This window comes from Streptomyces sp. NPDC002680 (genome assembly GCF_042889145.1).
Lineage (GTDB): Bacteria > Actinomycetota > Actinomycetes > Streptomycetales > Streptomycetaceae > Streptomyces > Streptomyces adonidis.
In genome coordinates this window covers 158768-183887 of the sequence record NZ_JBIAQP010000019.1, presented here as the reverse complement: position 1 = coordinate 183887, position 25120 = coordinate 158768, and the positions used below count along the sequence as shown (strand labels likewise).

The window sequence follows — 25120 nt, the reverse complement described above, 5'->3', positions numbered from 1 at the left end:
TTCCCTGACGTGTACCGTCCCGCACTGGACGAACGGCCGCCTAGAGCCAGTCCCGCCGCTTGAAAATCAGGTACAGACTCACGCAGACGACCCCCATCAGGCCGATCGCGAACGGATACCCGAGGTTCCAGCCCAGCTCCGGCATGTTCTCGAAGTTCATCCCGTAGATCGTCCCGACGAGCGTCGGGGCGAACAAAATCGCCGCCCACGAGGAGATCTTCTTGATCTCCTCGTTCTGCTCGAACCCCGCCTCCGCCAACGCCCGCATCTCCGCGTTCTGTTGCTGGGTCACCAGGGTGGCGTTGACCGTCAGGATGTCCGCCAGGGCCTGGCGGAAGCCGTCGACGCGTTCGCTGGTGTGGGTGACGTGGTCGGCCACGTCCCTCAGGTAGCGCTGGAGTTCCTCGTCCGTGCCGTACTTCGCGAAGCCCGCCATCAGGCTGTGCAGCATGCCGACCAGGGGGCGGGTCGCGCGCTGGAACTCGACCATCTCGCGGGAGAGTTCGTAGATACGCCGGGAGACCTCCGGGTCGCCCCGGAAGACCTCCGTCTCGATCTCGTCGATGTCGATCTGGACGCCCTCCACGACCGGCGCGTAGCCGTCGACCACCGCGTCCAGGATCGCGTACAGCACCGCCTCCGGGCCCAGCTTCAGCAGCTCCGGGGTCTCCTCCATCCGGCGGCGTACGGCCGACAGGTCAGGGGCCGCGCCATGGCGGACCGTGATCAGGAAGTCGGCGCCGACGAACACGTGCAGCTCGCCGAAGTCGACCTCCTCGACCGCGTCCAGATAGCGGGCGGCGCTCAGGACGACGAAGAGCGTGTCGCCGTACCGCTCCAGCTTCGGGCGCTGATGCGCCTCCATCGCGTCCTCGACGGCGAGCGGATGCAGGTCGAACTCGTCGGCCAGGGAGAGGAGTTCGGCCTCCGTGGGGCGGGCCAGGCCGATCCACGCCATGCCGGCCGGCTCGTCGCGCAGCTCACGGAAGGTCTCCGCGAGGGTGCTGGGCGTCGAGACGCGTACGCCGTCGCGGTAGAGGGCCGCGTGCACGATGCTGTCGACCGGTTCGGCCGGTGCCGGGGGCGGTGCGTCGGTCCGGGGGACGGCGGGCTTCGCGGGCGGTGCGGAGGGTGGCGTCAGGGCGCGTCGCCAGGCCGGCTTCCGTCCGGTCTTCGAGGCTTGGCGGGCACGTCGCTCGGACATCGCGGCTGGCTCCCGTCTCGACGGTGCTCGAACATGCGTTCAGGTGCGGCTGAGTCGATCACGGAGCAGGATATACGGGTCAAATGACATGGACCCCCGGGGCGGGCAAGCGTCCGGTCCGTATTCGGACAAGGATTGCGGACCGAAGCTGTCCGCAAGTAGGGCTAGCGTGCGGAACATGACGAAGACGACCTCGGCAACCGGCACCACGGCGAGCACCTCGGCCGCCTCGGCTCCCGTCCTCGGCCCCCGCGCCCTCAACCGCGCCACCCTCGCCCGGCAGCTGCTCCTCGCCAGGTCGCCGATGTCCGCCAAAGACGCCCTCACGCACCTCCTCGGTCTCCAGGCGCAGAACGTGAAGCCCCCGTACTACGCGCTCGCCGCCCGCCTCGACGGCTTCGACCCCGAGGAACTCTCCCGGCTGATGGCCGACCGCGAGGCCGTCCGGATCGTCACCATGCGCTCGACCATCCACACCCACACCGCCGACGACTGCCTCACCCTGCGACCGCTCGTCCAGCCCGCCCGGGACCGCGAACTCACCTACTTCCGCAAGGGACTTGTTGGCGTCGACCTCGACCGCCTCACCGCCCTCGCCCGCGACCTCGTCGAGACCGAGCCGCGCACGATGAAGCAGCTGCGCGAGGCGCTTCTCGTCGAGTGGCCGGACGCCGATCCGCAGTCCCTGAGCGTCGCCGCCCGCTGCCGGCTCCCGCTCGTCCAGGTCACCCCGCGCGGACTGTGGGGCCACAGCGGCCAGGTCGCCCTCACCACCGCCGAACACTGGCTCGGCCGCCGGGCCGAACCCGACCCCGACCCGGCATCGACGATCGACGCGACCGTGCTCCGCTACCTCGCCGCCTTCGGCCCCGCCTCCGTCAAGGACATGCAGACCTGGGCCGGCCTCACCCGGCTCCGCGACGCCTTCGAACGCCTCCGCCCGCAGCTCCTCACCTTCCGGGACGAGCACGGCACCGAGCTGTTCGACGTCCCCGACGCTCCCCGCCCCGACCCGGACACCCCGGCCCCGCCGCGCTTCCTGCCCGAGTTCGACAACCTGCTCCTCTCCCACGCCGACCGCACCCGCCTGGTCCCCGCCGACCTCAAGGGCCGTACGTGGACGGGCAATCAGGCGCACTGCGTCCTGCTGGTCGACGGCCTCGTCGCGGGCCTGTGGCGCCTCGCGGACGGCACGCTCACCGTCGAGCCCTTCGGCAGCCTCACAAAGGGCGTACGGGCGGCGGTGGTTGAGGAAGGCGAGCGGATGCTCGGGACGCTGCACGCGGGTACGGCGTACGACATCCGGTTCGGCACCGTCGTACGAGGATGAGAGTGATCCGGAGACATGGATAGGGGGCGCTGCGGACCGCTCGTGGCCGGTCCGCAACGCCCCCTGGCATTCACCTGAGGGGTGCTCAGGAGACTGTGGTGGCTGTACCCCTACCGGCTAGGAGGCGACCTGCGTCGCCACCAGGCTGGAGAAGGTGGTCAGCCGGGTGTAGACCCCGGGGTAGCCGGCCGCAGCGCAGCCCTCGCCCCAGGAAGTGATGCCTGCCAGGACGCCGCCGATCATCAGCGGGCCGCCGCTGTCGCCCTGGCAGGTGTCGACGCCACCGGCTGTGTAGCCGGCGCAGACCATGTCGCTCGCGATGTAGCTGGAGCCGTACGAGCTGGTGCAGCTGGCGTTGGAGACGGTCGGGACCGTCGCCGTGCGCAGCTGGTTGGAGGAGCTGCCGTTCGAGGAGGTGGTGCCCCAGCCGATGATGCGGGCGGTGGTGCCGGCCGCGTACACGCCCGTCTGGGACGAGGTGACGTACGACGCCGTGGTGTACGGCATCGAGGTGGCGAGGGTCAGCACGGCCACGTCGTCGCCCTCGGTGGCGTCGACGTAGCTCGGGTGGATCCAGATCTTGGTGACCCGGCTGACGGTGCCGTTGGTGCCGTTGCGGTAGGTGCGGCCGCCGACGACTCTCACGCTGCTCGTGGTCTCGTCGACCATACAGTGGGCGGCGGTCACGACCTTGGTGGCCGAGACGAGGGTGCCACCGCAGAACTGGTTCTGCGAGGAGTCCGTGATCTGCATGACGTAGGGGTACGTCGCGGCGGTGGTCGTGGTACCGCCCACGATGGGCTGGGGAGCGGCGACGGCGCCGGGGGCGGCGATCAACGCGGTCGTAGCGGCTGCGGCGATGGCCGTCAGCACAGCGGCGGCCTTCTTGGCACGAGCGAGCCCGAACATGGGTTCTCCTCTTGGGGAATTGCCGGTGGGGGGACGCGCGGGTGTGGGGGTGAGGCACGGGGCGGTGGTGCTGCCCCGTGTGCCCGGCGTTGCGGCACATCCACAAGGTAGGAGCCGGATAAGGGCCTCCCCAATGAGGGAACCCCCTAGGGGAGTTGGGGGAGGGAAAACCCTCGGTCGTACGGGCTCGACAGCGCGGTACGGTGAGAGCGCAAGGATGGATCCCGCGCAGGAGCGGCCGTACCTGGTATGTGTGCCTTACTTGGTGTGGCGCCCCGCCGCCAGCCTGACGATGTCCACCCGAGACCGGATCCCCAGCTTCCGGTACACCCGGGTGAGCGTCGCCTCGACCGTCTTGACGCTGATGAACAGGCGTCCGGCGATCTCGCGGTTGGTCGCACCCTCCATCACGAGCGCCGCGACCTGACGTTCCATCGCGGCGAGCCCGTCGAGCGCGGCGGCGGCCTGCGGCTGCTGTACGAGGGGCTGCGGCGCGGGGTTGGGCACGGTGGCCGCGTCCACCCGACGCAGCCAGGGCAGCGCGCGGGAACGTCTGAACAGCCGTGCGGCCTCGTCGTACGAGGTCGGGGCAGGCGTCGGCCCCGGGGGGCCGGTGCGCAGCTCGGCCAGCGCGAGGGCGGCGCGCGCCTCCTCAAGTCCATAGCCCAGCTTGGCCAGTCGGTCCTGCGCGGACGTCAACTGGGCGAGCGCCGCGTCGTGTTCGCCGCGCGCGGCACGCACCAGCGCCTCGGCCCGGTCGAGCACCGCGAGCACGCTCTCACGCCCCAGCCGCAGTGCGTGGGCCCGCGACACATCGATGACCTCCTGCGCCTCGTCGATCTCGCCGACCCCTACGAGCGCCTCCGCGAGATCGCCCTGCCAGCGCCCGCGCGCCGGGTCGTCGACGCCGAGATCCTGCTCCAACTCCCGCGCCCGGCGCAGCGACTGGACCGCGCCAGGCGCGTCCCCGGCCACCAACCGGGCGTATCCCAGGGCCGCTTGGGCCCGGGACAGATAGATCAGGTCGCCGTTCTCCTCGGCCTGCTCGACCGACTCCCTGGCCAGCGCCAGCGCCCGGTCCACGTCCCCGCCGGACGCCTCGGCCAGCGCGGCGAGCATCGCGGAGGCGACCTCGCCGATGCCGGTGTCCCGGGCCAGCCGCAGACTCTCCCGGGCCAGGTCGAGCGCCCGGCCGCAGTGCCCGCAGCGCAGTTCGGTCTCGGCGAGGCCGCGCAGGAAGTGGACCTCGCTCTCGACCGATCCGCGCCGGCGCACCTCACGCAGCAGGGTGGTGATGGTGGCCCGTGCCTCGGGCAGTTGGTCGCTCATGATCAGCCAGCGGAACCGGGTCGAGCCGATGCCGTTGTGATGGACCGTCACTTCCGGGTCCTGGGGCTCCTTCAGCGCGCGTTTGATGGTCGCGGGCGCGTCCGGGTGGCCCATCAGGGTCTCGGTCTGGGCCTGGAAGGAGAGCGACATCAGCTCCGTGTGCCGGTCGCCGCCGAGAGCGGCCAGCTCCGCCGCGCGCGCCGCCTCCTTCCGGCACTCGGCGAAGTCGCCCTCCACGAGCACCGCCCGCCAGGCCAGTTGGTAGTGGACCAGGGCGAGCAGCCGGGGGTCGTCGCCCGCGTCGGCCAGCGCCTGCGGGAAGACGGAGTCGACCTCCGTCATGGCGTGGCCCGCCGTGTCGATCACGATCATCCAGGCCCGCACCCGCTCGTCGGGCACGGCCGGCCCGTCGAGCACCTGGCGGGCGATGTCCCGCGCGAGATCGAGGTCACCGGAGGTGATCGCGTCCTCGGCGGCCCGCAGCCGGTGTTCGTCCGGGCTCGGCACGCTGTCGGCCGGGGTGTGCCGCACGGCGAGCTGCCCGAGCGCGGCCGCCACCGACGGCGCCCCGCGGTCCCGGGCCAGGTCGGCGGCCTCGGCGAGCCGGGCGGCCACCTCCGGATCCGTGCCCTCGGTGGCCAGGGCGAGGTGCCGGGCCCGCTCGATGGGGTCGGAGGCGGCCGTGGACAGCGCGGCGTGCGCGGCCCGGCGCTCCTGGGCGCTCGCCTCCGCGTACAGCGCGGCCGAGACGAGGGGATGCGCGAACCGTACGGCCGGACCCTCGGGCTCGGTGGCCAGCAGCCCGAGCGCGGCGGCCTGGGCGGTCTCCGCCTCGGCGTTCTTCCGGCCCGCCTCGTGCAGCAGGGCCAGGGTGGGACGGGCGCCGGCGCTCACCACCAGGAGGGTGCGGCGGGCGTCGTCCGAGAGCATCTCCAGGCGGCTGAGGACCAGCGCGCGCAGCGAGGTCGGCACCGGCAGGGGCTCGCCCGGGCGCGGGGGAGTGGGGCTCTCGGCCAGGGCCCGGCCCAGTTCGAGGGCGTACAGCGGGTTGCCGGCGCTGGTGCGGTGGATCTCCCGCACGGTCGAGCGCGGGAGGCCGCCGTAGCCCCGGTGGTCGAGGAGCGCGGCCACCTGGGAGTGGGTCAGGGGGTTGACCCGGACCGCGAGGGTGTCGGGCGTGGACGCGCGTAGATAGCGGTCGTACTCCTGGCCGTCCGACCGACCGGCGAACACCATTCGGACGGGGGCGTCGGCCAGCCGGCGGGCGGCGAAGCCGAGCAGTTCGGTGCTGGCGGTGTCCAGCCACTGGAGGTCGTCGGCGACGACGAGCACGGGGCCCTTGGCGGCCAGCGCGCGCAGTGCGGACAGCACGGCCAGTCGCAGCGCGAGGCCGTCGCGCTGGAGCGTGGACTCGCCGCGGCCGGTGAGCGCCGCCTCCAGGGCGACACGCTGGGCGACGGGCAGTTGGGCGGACACCTCGTCGAGCGCGAGGCCGAGAAGGTCGGCGAGTGCGAGGAAGGGGAGATGCGATTCGGACTCGGTGGCGGAGCAGCGCAACACGGTTCGTGCCGATTCGCCGTATTCCGCGGCCAATGTCCGCAGGACGGTGGACTTTCCTATTCCGGCGGGTCCGTGCAGCAGTACGCTGCCGCCCCGCGCAAGCTGCTCGCGGGCCGCGATGAGTGCCTCGTCCCGGCCTATGAGCAGGTCAGAGCGGCATCGGCCAGACTCCTGGAAGTCCCGTCGCACGGTCACCGCTCCCCTCCTGTGTCGTGTGGGCCCCAATATTAGGCAACAGATCTTTGAATTTCGGACCGGCGGTGTGGTGAGCCGAATAACAGGACGGTAGCGGCATGGGGAAATTCAAGTCACTTGTGAATGAATACGCCGTATGCGTGTGCGGAGCGTGACGAAGGATTCTCGCTGATGGCAAGACGTTGCCCGATCGGACGTGGCGCCCACCCCTGTTCGGGGGTAGTGAGTCCTGCGACACGGATTACACGCTGCCGGAGAGTCGCCCGGCAATGGTCCGGGATCGAGGAGGACTGATGACGACGGTGACCGAGCGCTTCCGAGAGGCACGGGACTTTCTGCTGGCCCACCGCGAGGACTACGCCACCGCCTACGAGGGTTTCCGCTGGCCCCGCCCGGAGCGCTTCAACTGGGCCCTGGACTGGTTCGACGTCATCGCGGACGGGAACGACCGCACCGCCCTCCACATCGTCGAGGAGGACGGCTCCGAGGCCAAGCTGTCCTTCGCCGAGCTGTCCGCCCGCTCCGACCGGGTCGCGGGCTGGCTGCGCGGGCGCGGGGTCCGCCCCGAGGACCGGCTCCTCGTCATGCTCGGCAACCAGACCGAGCTGTGGGAGACGGCCCTCGCCGCGATGAAGCTCGGCGCCGTCGTCATCCCCGCCACACCCCTCCTCGGCCCCGCCGACCTGCGCGACCGTGTGGACCGCGGCCGGGTCGCCCATGTCCTCGTCCGCGCCGAGGACACCGCCAAGTTCGACGAGGTGCCCGGCGGCTACACCCGGATCGCGGTGGGCGGCGCCCCCGAGGGCTGGCAGCCGTACGAGGACGCCTACGACGCCCCCGCGGGGTTCACGCCGGACGGGCCGACCCACTGCGACGACCCCCTGATGCTCTACTTCACCTCGGGCACGACGGCCCGCCCCAAACTGGTCGAGCACACCCACGCGTCGTACCCCATCGGGCACTTGGCGACCATGTACTGGATCGGCCTCAAGCCCGGCGACGTGCATCTGAACATCTCCTCGCCCGGCTGGGCCAAGCACGCCTGGTCCAACCTCTTCGCGCCCTGGAACGCCGAGGCGACCGTCTTCATCCACAACTACACCCGCTTCGACCCGGCCCGGCTGATGGCGGAGATGGACCGCGCGGGCGTCACCTCCTTCTGCGCCCCGCCGACCGTCTGGCGCATGCTCATCCAGGCCGACCTGACCCAACTCCGTACCCCGCCGCGCGAGGCCGTGGCCGCCGGGGAGCCGCTCAACCCCGAGGTCATCGAACAGGTGCGCCGCTCCTGGGGTGTCACGATCCGGGACGGCTTCGGCCAGACGGAGACCGCCGTCCAGGTCTCCAACAGCCCCGGCCAGCCCCTGAAGACGGGCTCCATGGGCCGCCCGAGCCCCGGCTACAAGGTCGTCCTCCTCGACCCGGTCTCGGGCGAACCGGGCGCGGACGAGGGCGAGATCGCACTCGACCTCGCCACCCGCCCGGTCGGCGTCATGACCGGCTACCACGGCGACGCCGACCTCACGGCGGAGGCGATGGCCGGCGGCTTCTACCGCACCGGGGACATCGGTTCGCGCGACGAGGACGGCTACATCACGTACGTCGGCCGGGCCGACGACGTCTTCAAGGCGTCCGACTACAAGATCTCCCCCTTCGAGCTGGAGAGCGCGCTCCTGGAGCACGAGGCGGTGGCGGAGGCGGCCGTGGTCCCCGCGCCGGACGAACTGCGCCTGGCCGTACCGAAGGCGTACATCGTGCTCGCGGCGGGCTGGGAGCCGGGACCCGACACCGCGAAGGTGCTGTTCGAGCACAGCAGGGAGGTTCTCGCCCCCTACAAGCGCCTGCGCCGCCTGGAGTTCGCCGACCTCCCCAAGACGGTCTCCGGCAAGATCCGCCGGATCGAACTGCGTGAGGCGACGGCGGCGGGCTCGGCGAACGAGTACCGCGAGGAGGACTTCCGGTGAGTTCGACGAGTTCGACGAGTTCGACGAGTTCGACGAGTGCGGCGACTTCGGTGAGTTCCTACGCCCACGGGATCAGTGACACCCCGCTGTTGGGGGAGACGATCGGCGCCAACCTGGACCGGGCGGTGACCGCCTGGCCGGACCGCGAGGCGCTCGTCGACGTACCGTCAGGGCGTCGCTGGACCTACGCCCAATTCGCCGCCGACGTCGACGAGTTGGCGTACGCGCTGATCGCGAGCGGGATCGCGGGGGGCGACCGGGTGGGCATCTGGGCGATCAACTGCCCCGAGTGGATGCTGGTCCAGTACGCCACCGCGCGGATCGGCGCGGTCATGGTGAACATCAACCCGGCCTACCGCACCCATGAGGTCGAGTACGTCCTCAACCAGGCTGGGATCTCACTGCTGTTCGCCTCCCTCAGCCACAAGGGGAGCGACTACCGGGCGATGGTCGAGGAAGTGCGGGGCGGATGCCCGCAGTTGCGGGAGACGGTGTATATCGGCGACCCGAGCTGGGACGCACTGATCGCACGCGGCACCCCGGCGGCCTTCCCGGAACTGTCCTGCGACGACCCGATCAACATCCAGTACACCTCGGGCACGACGGGCTTCCCGAAGGGGGCCACGCTCTCCCATCACAACATCCTCAACAACGGTTATTTCGTCGGGGAGTTGATCGCCTACACCGAGCAGGACAGGGTGTGCGTCCCGGTCCCGTTCTACCACTGCTTCGGCATGGTGATGGGAAACCTGGCGGCCACCTCGCACGGCGCGTGCATCGTGATCCCGGCCCCGTCCTTCGAACCGGCGGCGACGCTGCGGGCGGTGGCACAGGAGCGCTGCACCTCGCTGTACGGCGTACCGACCATGTTCATCGCGGAGTTGGCCCTCCCGGACTTCGCGGCGTACGACCTGTCGTCCCTCCGTACGGGCATCATGGCGGGCTCGCCGTGCCCGGTCGAGGTGATGAAACGGGTCGTCGCCGAGATGCACATGGCCGAGGTGTCCATCTGCTACGGCATGACGGAGACGTCCCCGGTGTCGCTCCAGACCCGCCGGGAGGACGACCTGGAACACCGCACCGGCACGGTCGGCCGGGTCCTCCCGCACATCGAGGTCAAGGTCGTAGACCCGGCGACCGGAGTGACTCAACCGCGCGACACCGCAGGGGAGTTGTGCACCCGCGGCTACAGCGTGATGCTCGGCTACTGGCAACAGCCCGAGAAGACGGCCGAGTCGGTCGACGCCGGCCGCTGGATGCACACCGGCGACCTCGCGGTGATGCGGGAGGACGGCTACGTCGAGATCGTCGGCCGCATCAAGGACATGATCATCCGGGGCGGCGAGAACATCTACCCGCGCGAGATCGAGGAGTTCCTGTACGGCCATCCGAAGATCGCCGACGTCCAGGTGGTCGGAGTGCCGCACGAGCGGTACGGCGAGGAGGTCCTCGCGTGTGTCGTCCCCCGAGCGGAGACCGAACCGCCCACGCTGGCCGAGCTGCGGGCCTTCTGCGAGGGCAGGTTGGCCCACTACAAGATCCCGAGCAGGTTGCAGGTGCTGGACGCCTTTCCGATGACGGTGTCGGGGAAGGTGCGGAAGGTGGAGCTGCGGGAGAGGTTCGCCGGGGAAGGCTGACGGTGGTGGTTCAGGGCCTGCGCATGCAGACGCGGGGCCAGCGGTCGAGGCCGTGCTCGGCCTCGGCGGCGCGGATCTTCCGCAGGCCCGGGGTGAGTTCGGCCTCGTCGAGGGTGCGGAAGCCGAGGCGGGCGTAGTAGGGCGCGTTCCAGGGGACCTCGGTGAACGTGGTCAGGGTGAGGTGGGTCAGGCCTTCCTTGTGGGCGCGGTCGGTGGCGTGTGCGAGGAGGGCTTCGCCGATGCGGTGGTGGGCGAAGTCGGGGTGTACGGAGATCTGTTCGATGTGGAGGGCGCCGTCCACGGGTTCTGCGATCAGGTAGGCGACGGGGTGGTTCTCGTTGTCGGCGGCTACCCAGGCGTGGCCTGCTTTTCGGTATCGCTCCAGGACTTCGAGGGAGGGTGGTTCGTCGTCGGCTATCTCCGCCATGTCGGGGGGTGCCGTGAGGGGTTGTTGGTTTGGTGCTGCGCCGTCGTGGCTGGTCGCGCAGTTCCCCGCGCCCCTTTGGGGCGCGCTCAGGGTGCGGAAGAGGGCTCCTGCGGCCCGTTCGATTGCTCGGAGCGTCGGGAGTTCGGCGGGGGTGGCCGGGCGGATGTGCATGCGCCGAGTATCCGGCGGGCGTGTGCTTCGGGCACCCGGGTTTTCGGGCTCAGACTCCGGTGGCGTCCAGGTCGTCTGCCGGGCTGTTGACCGGTTGGGGAGTGCCCGTCAGGTCCAGGACGAAGAGGGGGATGCCGAGGGTGTCGGCTCGGGCTCGGGCGTCGCTGTCGTAGCCGGCGAGGGAGAAGTAGACGCAGTTCGAGGACTCCGTCATCGCTGTCAGCCACAGGCACTCGATGTCCCGCAGGGAGGCCGGGCTCACCGTCGGGTCGACCTGGGCCAGGACGCCGCGCGCGGCGAGCCCGACGCCGGACGGGGGCCGCTGGTCCGCGCGGCGGATGTCCTGGTAGCCGAGCCAGCGCAGATAGAGGGCGGCGGCGGTGACGGCGTCCCGTGCGGTGCGGATGGTGACGGGCTGGAAGGCGCGCCGGGGGCGGGCGGAGGGGTGGGGGCGCGGGGCGCGGAGAACGCCCGGGAGTTTCGCGGTGCCGCCCGGCGGGGTCGGGGTCTCCGGGGCGGGACGGTCCTCAGGAGTGTCCTGGCCGGCCCGTGTCACCGGGATGCGCAGGACCGTGCCGCAGGGGCAGCCCAGTTCGGGGTGCGGCCACTGGTCTCCCCGGCCGCAGGCCGAGCAGCGCACGGTGACCCATTCCTCGTCCCAGACACGGTGGGTGACGGCTGTCGCGGGCGCTCGTTCGTCGAGCGACGGGCTGACGGGCGTACCGCACGCGCACGGATAGGAGGGTGCCGCGTACAGATGCTCGCGCAGGCAGGCCGGACAGCGCACCGGCATGCTCTCGGCCATGGCCCACTCCACTACGTGATGTCGGGGTCAGAGCCCCATCGTGCTGCACGGAACCCCCGCTTGTCCGTCTCTTGACGGCCTTTCCGGCCCCACTTACATTGTTTCCAGATAGCAGAAGTTGATTTCCACAATATGGAAATCGTCACGGAAGACTCAACTCTCCGCGGGGCGCGACGGGAGTACGAATCCGAGGAGTTGCTCCATGGCACGTATGACCGCTGCCCGCGCGGCAGTCGAGATCCTCAAGCGGGAGGGCGTCACGCACGCGTTCGGGGTGCCCGGCGCGGCGATCAACCCCTTCTACGCGGCGCTCCAGGCCTCCGGCGGGATCAGTCACACCCTCGCCCGCCATGTCGAGGGCGCCTCGCACATGGCCGAGGGCTACACCCGCACCCACCCCGGCAACATCGGTGTCTGCGTGGGCACTTCGGGCCCCGCAGGCACCGACATGATCACGGGGCTGTACTCCGCGACCGGCGACTCGATCCCGATCCTCTGCATCACCGGACAGGCGCCCACCGCCGTGATCCACAAGGAGGACTTCCAGGCCGTCGACATCGCCTCCATCGCCCGGCCGGTCACCAAGATGGCTGTCACCGTGCTGGAGGCGGCCCAGGTGCCCGGCGTCCTCCAGCAGGCCTTCCATCTGATGCGGTCGGGTCGCCCGGGGCCGGTGCTGGTGGACCTGCCGGTCGACGTCCAGCAGACGGAGATCGAGTTCGACCCGGAGACCTACGAACCGCTGCCCGTCTACAAGCCGGCCGCCACCCGCGCCCAGATCGAGAAGGCGCTCGCGCTGCTCAACGCCTCGCACCGGCCGCTGATCGTGGCGGGCGGCGGCATCATCAACGCCGACGCGGCCGAACTCCTCGTCGAGTTCGCCGAGTTGACGGGCGTTCCGGTCGTTCCGACTCTCATGGGCTGGGGCGCGCTGCCGGACGACCACGAGCTGAACGCCGGCATGGTCGGCCTCCAGACCTCGCACCGCTACGGCAACGCCACCTTCCTGGAGTCCGACTTCGTCCTCGGCATCGGCAACCGCTGGGCCAACCGCCACACCGGCCGCCTCGACGTCTACACGGCCGGCCGCACCTTCGTGCACGTCGACATCGAGCCCACCCAGATCGGCCGTATCTTCGCCCCCGACTTCGGCATCGCCTCCGACGCGAAGGCCGCGCTGGAGCTTTTCGTCACGGTGGCAAGGGAGTTGAAGGACGCGGGCGACCTCCCCGACCGCTCCGACTGGGCGGCGGCCACGCAGGAGCGCAGGGCCCGCCTCCAGCGCCGTACGCACTTCGACGACATCCCGATCAAGCCGCAGCGCGTGTACGAGGAGATGAACAAGGCCTTCGGCCCCGAGACTCGGTACGTGACCACGATCGGCCTCTCCCAGATCGCCGGTGCCCAGATGCTGCACGTCTACCGGCCCCGGCACTGGATCAACTGCGGCCAGGCGGGCCCCCTCGGCTGGACGATCCCGGCCGCGCTGGGCGTCGCCGTCGCCGACCCGGAGGCCTCCGTGGTCGCCCTCTCCGGGGACTACGACTTCCAGTTCATGATCGAGGAGTTGGCGGTCGGCGCCCAGCACCGCATCCCGTACGTCCACGTCCTGGTGAACAACTCCTACCTCGGCCTGATCCGGCAGGCGCAGCGGGCCTTCGACATCGACTTCCAGGTCAACCTGGAGTTCGAGAACCTCAACTCGCCCGAGCTGGGCGCCTACGGCGTCGACCACGTCAAGGTCGCCGAGGGCCTCGGCTGCAAGGCGATCCGCGTGACGGACCCCGCCGAACTGGCCACCGCCTTCGAGCAGGCCAAGAAGCTGGCAGCCGAACACCGGGTCCCGGTGGTCGTCGAGGCGATCCTGGAACGCGTCACGAACATCTCCATGTCGACCACCAACGACATAGGAAACGTGGTGGAGTTCGAGGACATCGCCACCGAACCGGGGCACGCGCCGACATCGATCAGACCACTGAAGGTCTGACCGCGACGACACGCGAGAAGGGGGTGCCCACATGGGCACCCCCTCTTGTTTCCCCTGTTTTCCCCCGTGCGGTGATCCCTCGTGCATTGAGGGCTGCGTAGCGCGGCGCCCTCACTGCCCGTGATGCTCCGAGAGCCCCGGCCAGTCCTCGGGTCCGCCGCCCTGCCACTCGACGAGGTCGCTCGTCTCGGGGTCGATCCACTCCAGATCGGCGAGTCGCAGCGCCTCGACGACATCGTCGAGGTGGGAGGCGACCCCGAGTGTCTCGTCCCCGGCCGTCACCCGCCTCGATCCGTCCAGGGCCGGGGGATGCACGACGATGTTGGGTACGTCCATGCTCCCAGCGTGCTGCCCGCGCACCCGTTCCGCACATCGGGAACCGGGCCACGCGGGCAGGGGGAAGCGCCGTGGGATTCCGGGCGGCGCCAACGCCTGGGCGCGACAGGACAGTTGTCAGCGGCGGCGCCGCCCGGAAGATCAGAGGGGAAGGGCGGGGGCGTCAGACCTCGGCGCCAGACAGGCGCTCCACGCCCCGCAGCAGCGCCGAGTGGTCCAGGCCCCCGTCGCCCTGGGTACGCAGGGACGCCACGAGTTGGGCGACCACCGCGCCCACCGGCAGCGCGGCGCCGACCGAACGGGCCGCGTCCGTCACGATGCCCATGTCCTTGTGGTGGAGGTCGATCCGGAAGCCCGGCGCGAAGTCACGGTTCAGGAAGTTGTCCCGCTTGCGTGCCAGCACCGTCGAGCCGGCCAGTCCGCCGCCCAGCACCTCCAGCGCCGCCCCCAGGTCCACGCCCGACTTCTCCAGGAAGACCACGGCCTCGGCGCACGCCTGGATGTTGACGGCGACGATCAGCTGGTTCGCGGCCTTCACCGTCTGGCCGGAGCCGTGCGGACCGCACAGCACGATGGTCCTGCCCAGCGCCTCGAAGATCGGCTTCGCCGTGTCGAAGTCGGCCTGCTCGCCGCCGACCATGATGGACAGCACGGCCTCGACCGCGCCCGCCTCACCACCCGAGACGGGCGCGTCCAGCACTCGGACGCCCTTCTCGGCCGCCGCCTTCGCCAGGTCCACCGACGTCTGCGGGGTGATCGACGACATGTCGACGAGCAGGGCACCGGGCCGCACATTCGCGAGGATGCCCTCGGGGCCGTACGCGACCGCCTCGACCTGCGGTGACGCGGGGACCATCGTGATCACCACGTCGGCGTCGCGCACGGCCTCGGCGATCGAGCCGGCCGCGGTGCCGCCGGCGGCGACCAGCCGGTCGAGCTTGTCCTGTTCCAGGGTGAAGCCGGTGACGTCGTAACCCGCCTTGATCAGGTTCTCGGACATGGGGGAGCCCATGATGCCGAGGCCTATCCAGGCGACCCGGGGGAGACTGCTCATGGTGGGGTGCCTCTCTGCGATGTCGATGTCGATGTCGATATCCAGGTCAGGGGTTCAGCGCGCTTCGCGCGGCAGCCAGTCGAAGGCCTCGGCGCTCGGCCGGTCGCCCGGCTTGTACTCCAGGCCGACCCAGCCCGCGTAACCGGCCTTGCGCAGCCGGTCCAGGTGGTCGGCGAGGGGCAGGGTGCCGGTGCCGGGGGCGCCACGGCCGGGGTTGTCGGCGATCTGGACGTGGCCCGTCTTGGCCGCGAACTCGTCGATCACCGACGGGAGGTCCTCGCCGTTCATGGACAGGTGGTAGAGGTCCATCAGGAAACGGGCGTTGTCGAGTCCCGTCGCCGCGTTGACCCTGTCGACGACCTCCACGGCCGCCGGGGCGCTGACCAGTGGGTACCGGGGTGACTCCGGCCTGTTGAGCGCCTCCACGAGGAGGGTCGCGCCGATGCGGTCGGCGGCGCGGGCCGCGAGCACCAGGTTCTCCAGCGCCAGCGCGTCCTGCTCCGCCGGGTCCACGCCCTCGATCCGGTTGCCGTACAGCGCGTTGAGGGCGCCGCAGCCGAGCGACCCGGCCAGACCGGCGGCCACCTCGATGTTGACGCGGAACCGCTCGGACTCCGCCCCGGGCACCGACAGGGCGCCCCGGTCCGGGCCCGGCAGCTGTCCGGCGTAGAAGTTCAGGCCGGTGAGCCGGACGCCCGCGTCCTCGACCGCGGCCCGCAGGGAGTCCAGCTCGGACTGTTCCGGGGTGGGGGAGTCGAGCCAGGGCCACCACAGCTCGACCGCGGTGAAACCGGCCGCCCGGGCCGCCGCCGGGCGTTCCAGGAGCGGGAGTTCCGTGAAGAGGATCGACAGGTTGACGTTGAAGCGCTGCTCTGTGAATCCCATGGCCGCCGACGCCCTTCTCGATGCCGTTCAAATTCCGTATTGTGGAAATATGTTTCTGTCTATTGGAAGATTGCCGCCGGGTGTCGGAGCTTGTCAAGAGGGCTCTCCCAAGTGGTCTCCCGAGTGGCGGGGCGGGAAGAGGGCGGTTAGACAGGTGAAACGTTCATATGAGCGGGGCGCACGTTGCCCGTGTGTCAGTGCCCTGAAGTTGTGAGGCGAACATGGCCGTCGAGCCATTCCCTGTCTGCCCGGAGAACGCCGGAACAGGCGAACATCCTCCCGTCACCCGAATACGTACGGACGAGCTGGTGCGCACCGCGGTCGTCGCCAGACCCCTGGACGACGTCGTCCAACTCGTCACCCTCCTGGAGCAGTCGCCCGACGGCCTGCCGATCGCGGCCTCGGTCCTGCGGGTGGCGGCGGTGGCGCGTTCCGTGGAGGACGTCTCGCGCCTCGTGGAACTGCTGGGCCCGCCGCAGCGAGGCGTCGACCGGATGGACGAGGCGATCCGGACGGCCGCCGAGCAGCGGCCCGTCGCCGAGGTCGGCCGCCTGGTCGCCCTCCTGCACGCGGCCCCGCACGCCGCACACGCCAAGGCCCAGGCACTGCACGCGGCGGCCACCGGCAGACCCGTCGAGGACCTCGTCCAGCTGATCGGCCGCTTCGACGAGGCCCAGGGCGGCGGCGAGGTCCATGGCCGGGACCGGGAATCCGCGGCCACGCCCACCCCCGTACCCGCCCCCGCGCACACCGCACCTCACGGCCAGGAACAGCCGGCCCGCCTCTGGCTCCGCCGTGCCGCCGCCGTCCTCGTCCTGCTCTGCGGCGCGGCCCACTTCCCGCTCGACTGGGTCGACGCGCCGAAGCACGGACTGGCCGCCTCGCTCGGGATCTCCGCGCTGTGTCTGCTGGCCGGTACGGCGCTCTGGTTCAGCCGGTCGTCGGTCGTGGCCGCCGCTGCCGTGCTCATTGCGGGCGCTCTGGCCGCAGCCCAACTGCTGGGCGTACACGCCGATTCGGCGACACTCGCCTACGTACGGCAGGCGGGCGGAGCCGCTACCCCGCTGCCCGCTCTGGCGGCCTGCCTGGCGACACTCGCCGCGCTGACGGCGCTGGCCGTCTCCCTCGCCCGCCGGGGGCGTGTCACCGGCGCGCGTGACACCGCCCAGGACACTTCCCTGGAGGTGAACTCCCTTCGGCTGTAGGCCGGTTGGTGGCCTCGGGGGCATGGTCCTCGGCCCGAGCGGGCATCGCTGGTGATTGCCGCCGGGGAGTCCGTTAGGGTCGAGCCCGAGCGACCGGGAGCCGATGCCATGGGGGCACAGTGCGATTGAGAGTGGAGTTCACGACCGAGCCCTTCGACCTCGACGAGGCACCCGCACACGCGCTGGTCGCCCGCGAGGTCATCGAGGCGGCCGATCTGGACGCGGTGGACGTCGGCCCGTTCGGCAACACCGCCGAGGGCCGCGCCGACGCCGTGCTCACCGCCCTCGACGCGCTGCTCCGCAAGACCCTGGAGGCCGGCGCGACGCGGATCTCGCTCCAGGTCAACGTGATCGACGGGGAGGGCGGTCAGTGACCGGCGCGGGGGACGCGTCCGCCGGTGCGGCCTTCGTCGCGGCCGTGAAACCGCTGGTCGACGCCATGGGCGGCGAGATGGTCCCGCCCGGCCAGGCGGGCCCCGACGACGTCGTGCTCGCCTGGGAGGGCGCCGACGTGGTCGCCGTACGCCTGCCGCAGCTCGCCGACTCGCTCGATCACATCCTGGCCGCCCTGGAGCGCAAGCACGGCAAGCCGCTGGCCGAACTGGACCGCAAGGCCAAGCAGGAGATCGTCCGGATACTCGAGGCGCGTGGCGCCTTCTCCGTGCGGCACGGGGTCGAGACCGTGGCGGGCGCCCTCGGGGTCAGCCGCTTCACGGTCTACAACTACCTGAACCGCGAGAAACAGGCCTGACGGGCTCCGGGTGAGGCCGTCGGAGCGACGCCGTAACCCGGAATTTTCAACAAAGTGTTGACGTCTTGTCGCCGGAAGGCGTTAGCTGTGCGGAGCCCGTCCAGTACGCACAAGGCCACGGAGGCTTGCCGTGACGTCGAGTACGACCCCTGGTGGCCTCGCCCGGTTCAACGCCCTGGCGGACTCCGCGGCCCGCGCCGCCCTCCACGAGGCCTGCGCCTCGACGGCCTGGGGACAGCACCTGCTCGCCGGACGCCCGTACGCCACCACCGAGGACCTCTACGCGGCGAGCGACGCGGCGATGGCCGACCTGACCGCCGACGACCTCGCCGAGGCGGTGGCCGGCCACCCGCCGATCGGCCGCCCCAAGCCCGGTGACCCGACCTCCGCCCGCGAGCAGCGCGGTATGGCCGGTGCCTCCGACGAGCTGAAGTCCGAGATGCTCGAACTGAACCTCGCCTACCAGGAACGCTTCGGCCATGTCTTCCTGATCTGCGCGACCGGCCGCACCGGCGAGCAGATGCGCGACGCGGTCAGGGAACGGATCGGGAACACGCCGGAGCGGGAGCGCGAGATCGTCCGCACCGAACTGGGCAAGATCAACCGCATCCGGCTGGGCAACCTCGTACAGGAAGAGCGGGCATGAGCACCGACACCACCGCCTCCGTGTCCACGCACATCCTGGACACCAGCATCGGCCGACCCGCCGTGGGAGTCGCCGTCCAGCTCTCCGCCCGCTCGGGCCGGGACGCGGACTGGCAGGCGCTCGGCGGCTCCGCGACCGACGCGGACGGGCGGTGCAAGGACCTCCCGGCGCTGCCGGAGGGGACCGCCCATGTACGGCTCGACTTCGCCGTGGAGCCGTATTTCGAGAAGAAGCAAGCCGATGCGCAGCAGGACGCCCCCGCGAATCGGGACAGCGGTGCGGCGGGAGCGTTCTTCCCGGAGGTGGCGATCACGTTCGCCGTCGTACCGGGCGAGCACTACCACGTACCGCTGCTGCTCAACCCGTTCGGCTACTCCGTATACCGAGGGAGCTAGCTCTATGCCCATCCTGGGACAGAACCAGTACGGCAAGGCCGAGAACCGCGTCGTGCGCGTCACCCGCGACGGCGCCACCCACCACATCAAGGATCTCAACGTCTCCGTGTCGCTCTCCGGCGACATGGACGAGGTCCATCTCTCCGGCTCGAACGCGAACGTCCTGCCGACGGACACCACCAAGAACACGGTGTACGCCTTCGCCAAGGAGCACGGCATCGACTCCGCCGAGCAGTTCGGCATCCATCTGGCCCGGCACTTCGTGACCAGCCAGGAGCCGATCGAGAAGGCACGCATCCGGATCGAGGAGTACTCCTGGGCGCGGATCGAGGCGGCGGGCGAGGGCGAGCACTCCTTCGCCCGGCAGGGCCAGGAGACCCGGCTGACCCAGATCACCTACGACGGTTCGTCGTGGGAGGTGATCTCCGGGCTCAAGGACCTGGTCGTGATGAACACGACCGACTCCGAGTTCTGGGGCTACGTCAAGGACAAGTACACGACGCTCCCCGAGGCGTACGACCGCATCCTGGCGACCCAGGTGTCCGCACGCTGGCGCTTCAACTGGTCCGACGACGCACAGGAGATGCCGGACTGGGAGGAGTCGTACGAGCAGACGCGGAAGCATCTGCTCTCGGCCTTCGCGGAGACCTACTCGCTCTCCCTCCAGCAGACCCTCTTCCAGATGGGTGCGCGGATCGTCGAACACCGCGACGAGATCGACGAGGTGAGGTTCGCCCTCCCCAACAAGCACCATTTCCTTGTGGACCTGAAGCCTTTCGGGCTCAAGAACGACAACGAGGTGTACTTCGCCGCCGATCGGCCCTACGGCCTGATCGAGGGCACGATCCTGCGCGACGGCGCCGAGGCGCGCATCCCCGCCGACCTCCCCAACCTCTGAGACCTCTAAGGACGTTCGTACGATGAGTCAGCGCATCGTCATCGAGAACTGCGCGATCGCGACCGTGGACGCGGCCGACACCGAGTACGCGTCCGGCCATGTGGTGATCGCCGGAAACCGGATCGAGTCGGTCGGCGCGGGCAAGGCCCCCGAGGGCCTCACGGACGTGGTCCGGCGCATCGACGCGAGCGGCCACCTGGTCACGCCCGGCCTGATCAACTCGCACCACCACTACTACCAGTGGATCACCCGGGGCCTGGCCACCGACCACAACCTCTTCGACTGGCTGGTGGCGCTGTATCCGACCTGGGCGCGCATCGACGAGCCGATGGTCCGCGCGGCGGCGCAGGGCTCGCTCGCCATGATGGCCCGAGGCGGAGTCACCACCGCCATGGACCACCACTACGTCTTCCCGAAGGGCTCCGGCGACCTGTCCGGCGCGATCATCGGCGCGGCCCGCGAGATGGGCGTCCGCTTCACCCTCGCGCGCGGCTCGATGGACCGCAGCGAGAAGGACGGCGGTCTGCCCCCGGACTTCGCCGTCGAGACCCTGGAGGGCGCGCTCGCCGCCACCGAGGCCACGGTCGACGAGCACCACGACCCCTCCTTCGACGCCATGACCCAGATCGCGGTCGCCCCCTGCTCGCCCTTCTCCGTGTCCACCGAACTCCTGCGCGAGGGCGCCGAGTTGGCCCGCCGCCTCGGCGTACGGCTGCACACGCACGGTTCCGAGACCGTCGAGGAGGAGCAGTTCTGCAAGGAACTGTTCGGCATGGGCCCGACCGACTACTTCGAGTCGACCGGCTGGCTCGGCGAGGACGTGTGGATGGCGCACTGCGTCCACATGAACGACTCGGACATCGCCGCCTTCGCCCGTACGAGGACGGGGGTGGCCCACTGTCCGTCCTCCAACGCCCGTCTGGCGGCGGGCATCGCGCGCGTCCCCGACATGCTGGCGGCCGGCGTCCCGGTCGGCCTCGGTGTCGACGGCACCGCCTCCAACGAGTCCGGCGAACTCCACACCGAACTGCGCAACGCCCTCCTCATCAACCGCCTCGGGGCGCACCGGGAAGCGGCCCTGAACGCCCGACAGGCGCTGCGCCTCGGAACGTACGGCGGGGCCCAAGTCCTGGGCAGGGCAAGGGAGACAGGCTCGCTGGAGCCGGGCAAGCTCGCCGACCTGGTCCTCTGGAACCTGGACACGCTGGCCCACGCGTCGATCGCCGACCCGGTCACCGCCCTTGTCTTCGGCGCGGCGGCCCCGGTCACCGCGTCCTTCGTCAACGGCGAACAGATCGTCGAGAACGGGCGGTTGCTGCGCGTCGACGAGGACGAGATCGCCCGCTCGACGCGTACCGAGGCCCGGCGGCTGGCGGCCATCGCGGCGCAGGCCTGAAACAGGGGCCCGAAGAGACCTCCGGCCGAGGGGGACGGCCCTCGGCCGGAGTCCTGCTGTACCGATCAGCAGTGATCGGTCAGCCGATGTAGTAACTGTCCCCGTACACCTTCCAGTCGAGCGGCGGATCCAGGTTGAGGTTCCCCTGGTCGAGGAAGACCCGCTGGGCGGTGTCCACGCGGCTGGTGTCCTCGTGGGCGGCCTCCTGCTCCATCGCCCACACCCGGGCGTCGAGGAAGGCGTTCAGATACGTCGTCTCGTCGCCGCCCTCGGCCGGAGTGGCCGCGTTCGCGCGGGCCCGGGTGCGGATCCCGCCGAAGGAGACGCCGTCCGTGCCGGGGCCGTGCATGACCATGGCGTCGTAGTAGACGAACTGGCCCAGCGTGCCGACACCGTCCTTCTTGGCGCGGGCCACGGCCGGGGTGAAGTAGGCACGGTCGCGCTCGTCGTTCTGGGCCGCACGGAACACGGACGTCTTCGCGGCCTGGCGCCAGGCGGTGGGGAAGCCAGGGTCGAGGCCCTCGTGCGAGTCAGTGCCGTCCACCGCGCGCAGGGCGGGCAGATAGGCGGCCAGGACGTTGTCCGGGTCCCGCTCGGTGTACAGCTCGACGAGGGCCAGCATGTCGCTCGTACCGGAGCAGAAGCCGATGATTCCGCCCGTGTAGCCGCGCCCGTCGCCTATGTCCTGGATGTACTTGTACTGCGCCCGCCAGTCCAGGGACGAGTTCTCCGCGCTGCACACCAGCCGCATCGCGATGTCCTTCTTGGCCGGGTCGTCGAGCCCGGTCCCGGTCGCGTCGGTGGTCGCGCCGGACGCGATCCGCTGGGTGGTGAGGATCGCGGTGGCGCCGAGCGCCGCCAGCAGCGTACGGCGGGCGGCGGCTCTGTGCTTCATCGGCACGTGAACTCCAAAAGGGCGCGAAAGGAAGAGGTCGAGGGTCGCGCGCCAAGTTGGGAATGCCGTGGGGTACGGGTAGGAGGTCGCTGTGAGTACCGGTCAGAGTCCGAAGAGTTGCGGCTCCGACGCCAGTGCCCGGAAGTACTCCTTGGGGTCCGCGACCAGTTTGCGCGCCTTGAGGTCCATCAGTCCGCCGACCGCCGTGATCTCGGCGGCGACCGTGCCGTCGGTCTTGCGGATCGTCTGCCGGATGCGGAACGTCTTGCCCTCACCCCACGCGAAGTCGCACGTCACCTCGACCTCGTCGCCCGCGAGCAGCTCCCGCCGGTACTGGATGGTGGTCTCCAGGGCCACCGGTCCGACGCCCTTCGACATCAGCCCCGACTGGCTGATCCCGGCCTCCTTGAGCAACGCCCAGCGGGCGTGCTCCGCGTAGTTGACGTACACGCTCTGGTTCAGGTGCCCCTGTACATCGGTCTCGTACCCGCGCACGGTCACCGGGACGGAAAACGGTTCGGCCACGACTTTCCCCTTCACGACTGCTCGGCTTCACGATGACGGAGCCAGCGTACTGAGCGGTCGCTCATAGGCGTCAACTGCCTTTGTGTGAACAGCTGTTACGTCCGTCGGGGCGACGCCAGCAGATAGCGGGCGCCGGTACGCGGCTCGGTGTGCTCGCCGACCTGCCAGCCCGCCTTCTCCAGCGTGGCCGCGCAGGCCCGCAGCGCGTCACCGTCGGGCTCGCGCACGGCGACGGCCTCCGGCTGCGGGGTCGCCCGCACCCGATAGCCACTGCCGCTCCCACCCCCGTCGGCCGGGCGGTGACCGGCCGCCTCCAGCGCCAGCGCGGCGGCCTGCACCAGATGCGTACGCTCCCAGCCGCACGGACGGTCCATGGCCCCGTCCGTGTTGGTCATCCGGCGCAGCTCCAGCAGCCCTTGCCAGGCACTGTGCACCTCACGCGTCCGGGCGGGCCCGGCGGCCGGTATCTCCTCCTCGCCGCCCACCCGCGCGGCGAACACCCCTGCGGCGGTCGGAGTGTCCGTGGCCGAGGCCGGGTCCGTGGGCTGCGCTTCCTCTGGTCCCTCCCGTATGCGATGGCCTGTCGGGGTCAGGAAGTGGTCGTGCGGTGGTCGCGGGTGACGGAAGGCGAGCCCGCGCTTCACCAGTGCGGCGAGCTGGTACTCCGTACCCCGCAGCCGTCCGGTGACGGGGTCGGCGGCGTCGATGACGCGTCGCTGGGCGGCGGTCGGCGGTCGGGTCATGGCGCACTCCTCCCCGGTCAGGGGTCTCCTCGGTCATGTGCCGATTCGGTGGATTCGACCCGTTCGAAGACTACGACCCGGCACTGACATCGAGGGCCCAGCGCTCCAGCTGCGCGAACTCGCGCTCCCGCAGCCCCTTGCGCGGGTCGATCCGCAGCAGCAGCGCCTGCCCGGGGTGATGCTCGGCCACATGGCGGACGTCGAGGTCGGTGATCATGTCGTCGACCCAGGCGAAGGGGCGTCCGTCCGCCCACTCCACGACGCGGCGCGTCTTCCAGAACAGCCCGTCGGGATCCTCGGCGAACATATTGGTGAACTCGATGACCGGCAGGTCGGCCGGCAGTCCGATCGCCGGGCCGATCATCTTGTTCGCCCCGTGCATCCAGACCGTTGCCCACGCCAGGTCGTACGGCAGGGCGAGCAGCCGGGCGCCGTGCCCCGGGTGCAGTCGTAGCCGTAGGCCCCGGCGGAGCCTCCGGGAGCCCGGTTTCTGCTTGGCCGACCAGCTCGCGGGATGCACCCGGCGGGTCACATAGCCGCGCGGGCGCAGGAATCGGGCGCGGAACGGGTTGAGGGGGCCGTCGACGTCGAGGAGCAGCAGCGGTCGGTCCGTCATGGGGAAGGGTTACCCATGACGGACAGCGGTCGACCGCCCGGCTGCCACTACTGCCGATAACCGCTCAGGAACCGCCCGATCCTGCTGATCGCGACGTCCAGGTCGTCCGCGTACGGGAGGGTGAGGATGCGGAAGTGGTCGGGGGTGGGCCAGTTGAAGCCCGTACCCTGCACGACCTGGATCTTCTCCTGGAGGAGCAGGTCCAGGACGAACTTCTCGTCGTCGTGGATCTTGTGCACCTTGGGGTCGAGGCGCGGGAACGCGTACAGCGAGCCCTTCGGCTTCACGCACGAGACGCCCGGGATCTCGTTGAGCTTCTCCCAGGCCACGGTGCGCTGTTCGTGCAGCCGTCCGCCCGGGGCGGTCAGCTCGTGGATGGACTGGCGACCGCCGAGCGCGGCCTGGATGGCGTACTGCGCGGGCGCGTTGGCGCACAGCCGCATGGAGGCCAGCATCGTCAGACCTTCCAGGTAGCTCTTCGCGTGCTGCTTCGGGCCGGTGACCACCAGCCAGCCCGAGCGGAAGCCGGCCACGCGGTACGTCTTCGACAGTCCGCAGAAGGTGAGGACGACCAGGTCGGGGGCGAGCGCGGCGACCGAGTGGTGCACGGCGTCGTCGTACAGGATCTGGTCGTAGATCTCGTCGGCGAAGACCATCAGACCGTGCCGGCGGGCCAGGTCGAGGATGCCCTCGATGATCTCCTTCGGATAGACCGCGCCCGTGGGGTTGTTGGGGTTGATGATGACCACGGCCTTGGTGCGGTCGGTGATCTTCGCCGCCATGTCGTCCAGGTCCGGGTACCAGTCGGCCTGTTCGTCGCAGAGGTAGTGGACCGCCTTGCCGCCCGCGAGGGTCGTCACCGCCGTCCAGAGGGGGAAGTCCGGGGCGGGGATGAGGATCTCGTCGCCGTCCTCGACCAGCGCCTGTACGGCCATCGAGATCAGCTCGGAGATGCCGTTGCCGAGGAAGACGTCGTCGACGCCGACCTCCAGGCCGAGCGTCTGGTAGCGCTGGGCGACGGCGCGGCGGGCGGAGAGGATGCCGCGCGAGTCCGTGTAGCCGTGGGCCTGCGGCAGCATGCGGATCATGTCCTGGAGGATCTCCTCCGGCGCCTCGAAGCCGAACAGCGCGGGGTTGCCGGTGTTCAGGCGCAGCACGCTGTGGCCCGCCTTCTCCAGCGCGTCCGCGTGCTCGATCACCGGGCCGCGGATCTCGTAGCAGACCTCGCTGAGCTTGTTCGACTGCCGGAACTCCATG

24 protein-coding genes are annotated in these 25120 nt (G+C 70.4%); 11 read left to right on the top strand and 13 right to left on the bottom strand.

Annotated elements, in window-relative coordinates; genetic code table 11:
- Nucleotides 1–40: 40 nt before the first annotated feature.
- Entirely contained in the window at nucleotides 41–1204 is a 1164-nt protein-coding gene (locus tag ACFYXF_RS39720) for a magnesium and cobalt transport protein CorA (protein WP_389356892.1), read from the bottom strand.
- 178 nt (nucleotides 1205–1382) lie between these two features.
- Here ACFYXF_RS39720 and ACFYXF_RS39715 point away from each other — a divergent pair, with 178 nt between their 5' ends.
- Nucleotides 1383–2534, top strand: a complete 1152-nt coding sequence (locus ACFYXF_RS39715) for a winged helix DNA-binding domain-containing protein (RefSeq protein WP_389356890.1) — start codon at nucleotides 1383–1385, stop codon at nucleotides 2532–2534.
- A 117-nt stretch (nucleotides 2535–2651) separates the two neighbouring features.
- On the opposite strand, the gene ACFYXF_RS39710 is transcribed toward ACFYXF_RS39715, so the two are convergent.
- Nucleotides 2652–3443 carry a S1 family serine peptidase gene (locus ACFYXF_RS39710; protein WP_389356888.1) on the bottom strand — a complete coding sequence of 264 codons (792 nt, stop codon included), beginning with the start codon at nucleotides 3441–3443 and terminating at the stop codon, nucleotides 2652–2654.
- Nucleotides 3444–3701: 258 nt separating this feature from the next.
- Nucleotides 3702–6527: an AAA family ATPase gene (locus ACFYXF_RS39705; RefSeq protein WP_389356886.1), complete on the bottom strand. Its 2826-nt coding sequence runs from the start codon at nucleotides 6525–6527 to the stop codon at nucleotides 3702–3704.
- 293 nt (nucleotides 6528–6820) lie between these two features.
- On the opposite strand from ACFYXF_RS39705, the gene ACFYXF_RS39700 reads away from it, so the two are divergent.
- Both ACFYXF_RS39700 and ACFYXF_RS39695 read left to right on the top strand, forming a co-directional pair.
- Nucleotides 6821–8491, top strand: coding sequence for an AMP-binding protein (locus ACFYXF_RS39700; protein ID WP_389356884.1), 1671 nt, complete (start codon nucleotides 6821–6823; stop codon nucleotides 8489–8491).
- Between the two features lie 50 nt (nucleotides 8492–8541).
- Complete coding sequence (locus ACFYXF_RS39695; protein ID WP_389357024.1) at nucleotides 8542–10128, top strand: AMP-binding protein; 1587 nt, start codon at nucleotides 8542–8544, stop codon at nucleotides 10126–10128.
- Nucleotides 10129–10138: 10 nt separating this feature from the next.
- Here the strand turns inward: ACFYXF_RS39695 and ACFYXF_RS39690 are convergent, their stop codons facing one another.
- Nucleotides 10139–10726, bottom strand: a complete 588-nt coding sequence (locus ACFYXF_RS39690) for a GNAT family N-acetyltransferase (RefSeq protein WP_389356882.1) — start codon at nucleotides 10724–10726, stop codon at nucleotides 10139–10141.
- A 49-nt stretch (nucleotides 10727–10775) separates the two neighbouring features.
- Nucleotides 10776–11531: a hypothetical protein gene (locus tag ACFYXF_RS39685; protein ID WP_389356880.1), complete on the bottom strand. Its 756-nt coding sequence runs from the start codon at nucleotides 11529–11531 to the stop codon at nucleotides 10776–10778.
- A 202-nt stretch (nucleotides 11532–11733) separates the two neighbouring features.
- Here ACFYXF_RS39685 and gcl point away from each other — a divergent pair, with 202 nt between their 5' ends.
- On the top strand, nucleotides 11734–13518 hold the full coding sequence (gene gcl / locus ACFYXF_RS39680; RefSeq protein WP_389356878.1) for a glyoxylate carboligase: 1785 nt from the start codon (nucleotides 11734–11736) through the stop codon (nucleotides 13516–13518).
- Nucleotides 13519–13629: 111 nt separating this feature from the next.
- Here gcl and ACFYXF_RS39675 read toward each other — a convergent pair whose 3' ends face one another.
- The 3 genes from ACFYXF_RS39675 to ACFYXF_RS39665 all read right to left on the bottom strand — a co-directional run bounded on the left by ACFYXF_RS39675 (nucleotide 13630) and on the right by ACFYXF_RS39665 (nucleotide 15793).
- Nucleotides 13630–13854 (bottom strand): hypothetical protein, encoded by a 225-nt coding sequence (locus tag ACFYXF_RS39675; RefSeq protein ID WP_235473984.1) that lies wholly within the window; start codon nucleotides 13852–13854, stop codon nucleotides 13630–13632.
- Nucleotides 13855–14017: 163 nt separating this feature from the next.
- On the bottom strand, nucleotides 14018–14908 hold the full coding sequence (locus ACFYXF_RS39670; RefSeq protein WP_389356876.1) for a 2-hydroxy-3-oxopropionate reductase: 891 nt from the start codon (nucleotides 14906–14908) through the stop codon (nucleotides 14018–14020).
- Nucleotides 14909–14962: 54 nt separating this feature from the next.
- A complete protein-coding gene (locus ACFYXF_RS39665) occupies nucleotides 14963–15793 on the bottom strand; it encodes a TIM barrel protein (RefSeq protein WP_389356874.1) in 831 nt (276 codons plus the stop codon).
- Nucleotides 15794–16014: 221 nt separating this feature from the next.
- On the opposite strand from ACFYXF_RS39665, the gene ACFYXF_RS39660 reads away from it, so the two are divergent.
- The 7 genes from ACFYXF_RS39660 (at nucleotide 16015) to ACFYXF_RS39630 (ending at nucleotide 21084) form a co-directional block, all read left to right on the top strand.
- On the top strand, nucleotides 16015–16998 hold the full coding sequence (locus ACFYXF_RS39660) for a hypothetical protein (RefSeq protein WP_389356872.1): 984 nt from the start codon (nucleotides 16015–16017) through the stop codon (nucleotides 16996–16998).
- Nucleotides 16999–17117: 119 nt separating this feature from the next.
- On the top strand, nucleotides 17118–17372 hold the full coding sequence (locus ACFYXF_RS39655) for a hypothetical protein (protein ID WP_369030358.1): 255 nt from the start codon (nucleotides 17118–17120) through the stop codon (nucleotides 17370–17372).
- Nucleotides 17369–17749, top strand: a complete 381-nt coding sequence (locus ACFYXF_RS39650) for a helix-turn-helix domain-containing protein (protein ID WP_389356870.1) — start codon at nucleotides 17369–17371, stop codon at nucleotides 17747–17749. Before ACFYXF_RS39655 ends, ACFYXF_RS39650 begins: the two co-directional genes overlap by 4 nt.
- Nucleotides 17750–17879: 130 nt before the next feature.
- Nucleotides 17880–18395 carry a 2-oxo-4-hydroxy-4-carboxy-5-ureidoimidazoline decarboxylase gene (gene uraD / locus ACFYXF_RS39645; RefSeq protein ID WP_389356868.1) on the top strand — a complete coding sequence of 172 codons (516 nt, stop codon included), beginning with the start codon at nucleotides 17880–17882 and terminating at the stop codon, nucleotides 18393–18395.
- On the top strand, nucleotides 18392–18790 hold the full coding sequence (gene uraH, locus ACFYXF_RS39640) for a hydroxyisourate hydrolase (RefSeq protein ID WP_389356866.1): 399 nt from the start codon (nucleotides 18392–18394) through the stop codon (nucleotides 18788–18790). Before uraD ends, uraH begins: the two co-directional genes overlap by 4 nt.
- 4 nt (nucleotides 18791–18794) lie before the next feature.
- Nucleotides 18795–19688 carry a factor-independent urate hydroxylase gene (gene pucL / locus ACFYXF_RS39635; protein WP_389356864.1) on the top strand — a complete coding sequence of 298 codons (894 nt, stop codon included), beginning with the start codon at nucleotides 18795–18797 and terminating at the stop codon, nucleotides 19686–19688.
- A 22-nt stretch (nucleotides 19689–19710) separates the two neighbouring features.
- Nucleotides 19711–21084, top strand: a complete 1374-nt coding sequence (locus ACFYXF_RS39630; protein ID WP_389356862.1) for an 8-oxoguanine deaminase — start codon at nucleotides 19711–19713, stop codon at nucleotides 21082–21084.
- 79 nt (nucleotides 21085–21163) lie between these two features.
- Here the strand turns inward: ACFYXF_RS39630 and ACFYXF_RS39625 are convergent, their stop codons facing one another.
- The 5 genes from ACFYXF_RS39625 to ACFYXF_RS39605 all read right to left on the bottom strand — a co-directional run bounded on the left by ACFYXF_RS39625 (nucleotide 21164) and on the right by ACFYXF_RS39605 (nucleotide 25119).
- On the bottom strand, nucleotides 21164–21979 hold the full coding sequence (locus ACFYXF_RS39625; protein WP_389356860.1) for a chitosanase: 816 nt from the start codon (nucleotides 21977–21979) through the stop codon (nucleotides 21164–21166).
- 102 nt (nucleotides 21980–22081) lie between these two features.
- The gene (locus ACFYXF_RS39620) at nucleotides 22082–22504 is read right to left on the bottom strand and encodes an acyl-CoA thioesterase (protein WP_389356858.1); all 423 of its coding nucleotides are present in this window, start codon (nucleotides 22502–22504) and stop codon (nucleotides 22082–22084) included.
- A gap of 95 nt (nucleotides 22505–22599) precedes the next feature.
- Nucleotides 22600–23247 (bottom strand): hypothetical protein, encoded by a 648-nt coding sequence (locus ACFYXF_RS39615; RefSeq protein ID WP_389356856.1) that lies wholly within the window; start codon nucleotides 23245–23247, stop codon nucleotides 22600–22602.
- Between the two features lie 70 nt (nucleotides 23248–23317).
- Nucleotides 23318–23863, bottom strand: coding sequence for a hypothetical protein (locus ACFYXF_RS39610; protein WP_389356854.1), 546 nt, complete (start codon nucleotides 23861–23863; stop codon nucleotides 23318–23320).
- A 47-nt stretch (nucleotides 23864–23910) separates the two neighbouring features.
- Nucleotides 23911–25119, bottom strand: a complete 1209-nt coding sequence (locus ACFYXF_RS39605; RefSeq protein ID WP_235473973.1) for a pyridoxal phosphate-dependent aminotransferase — start codon at nucleotides 25117–25119, stop codon at nucleotides 23911–23913.
- Nucleotide 25120: the final 1 nt, after the last annotated feature.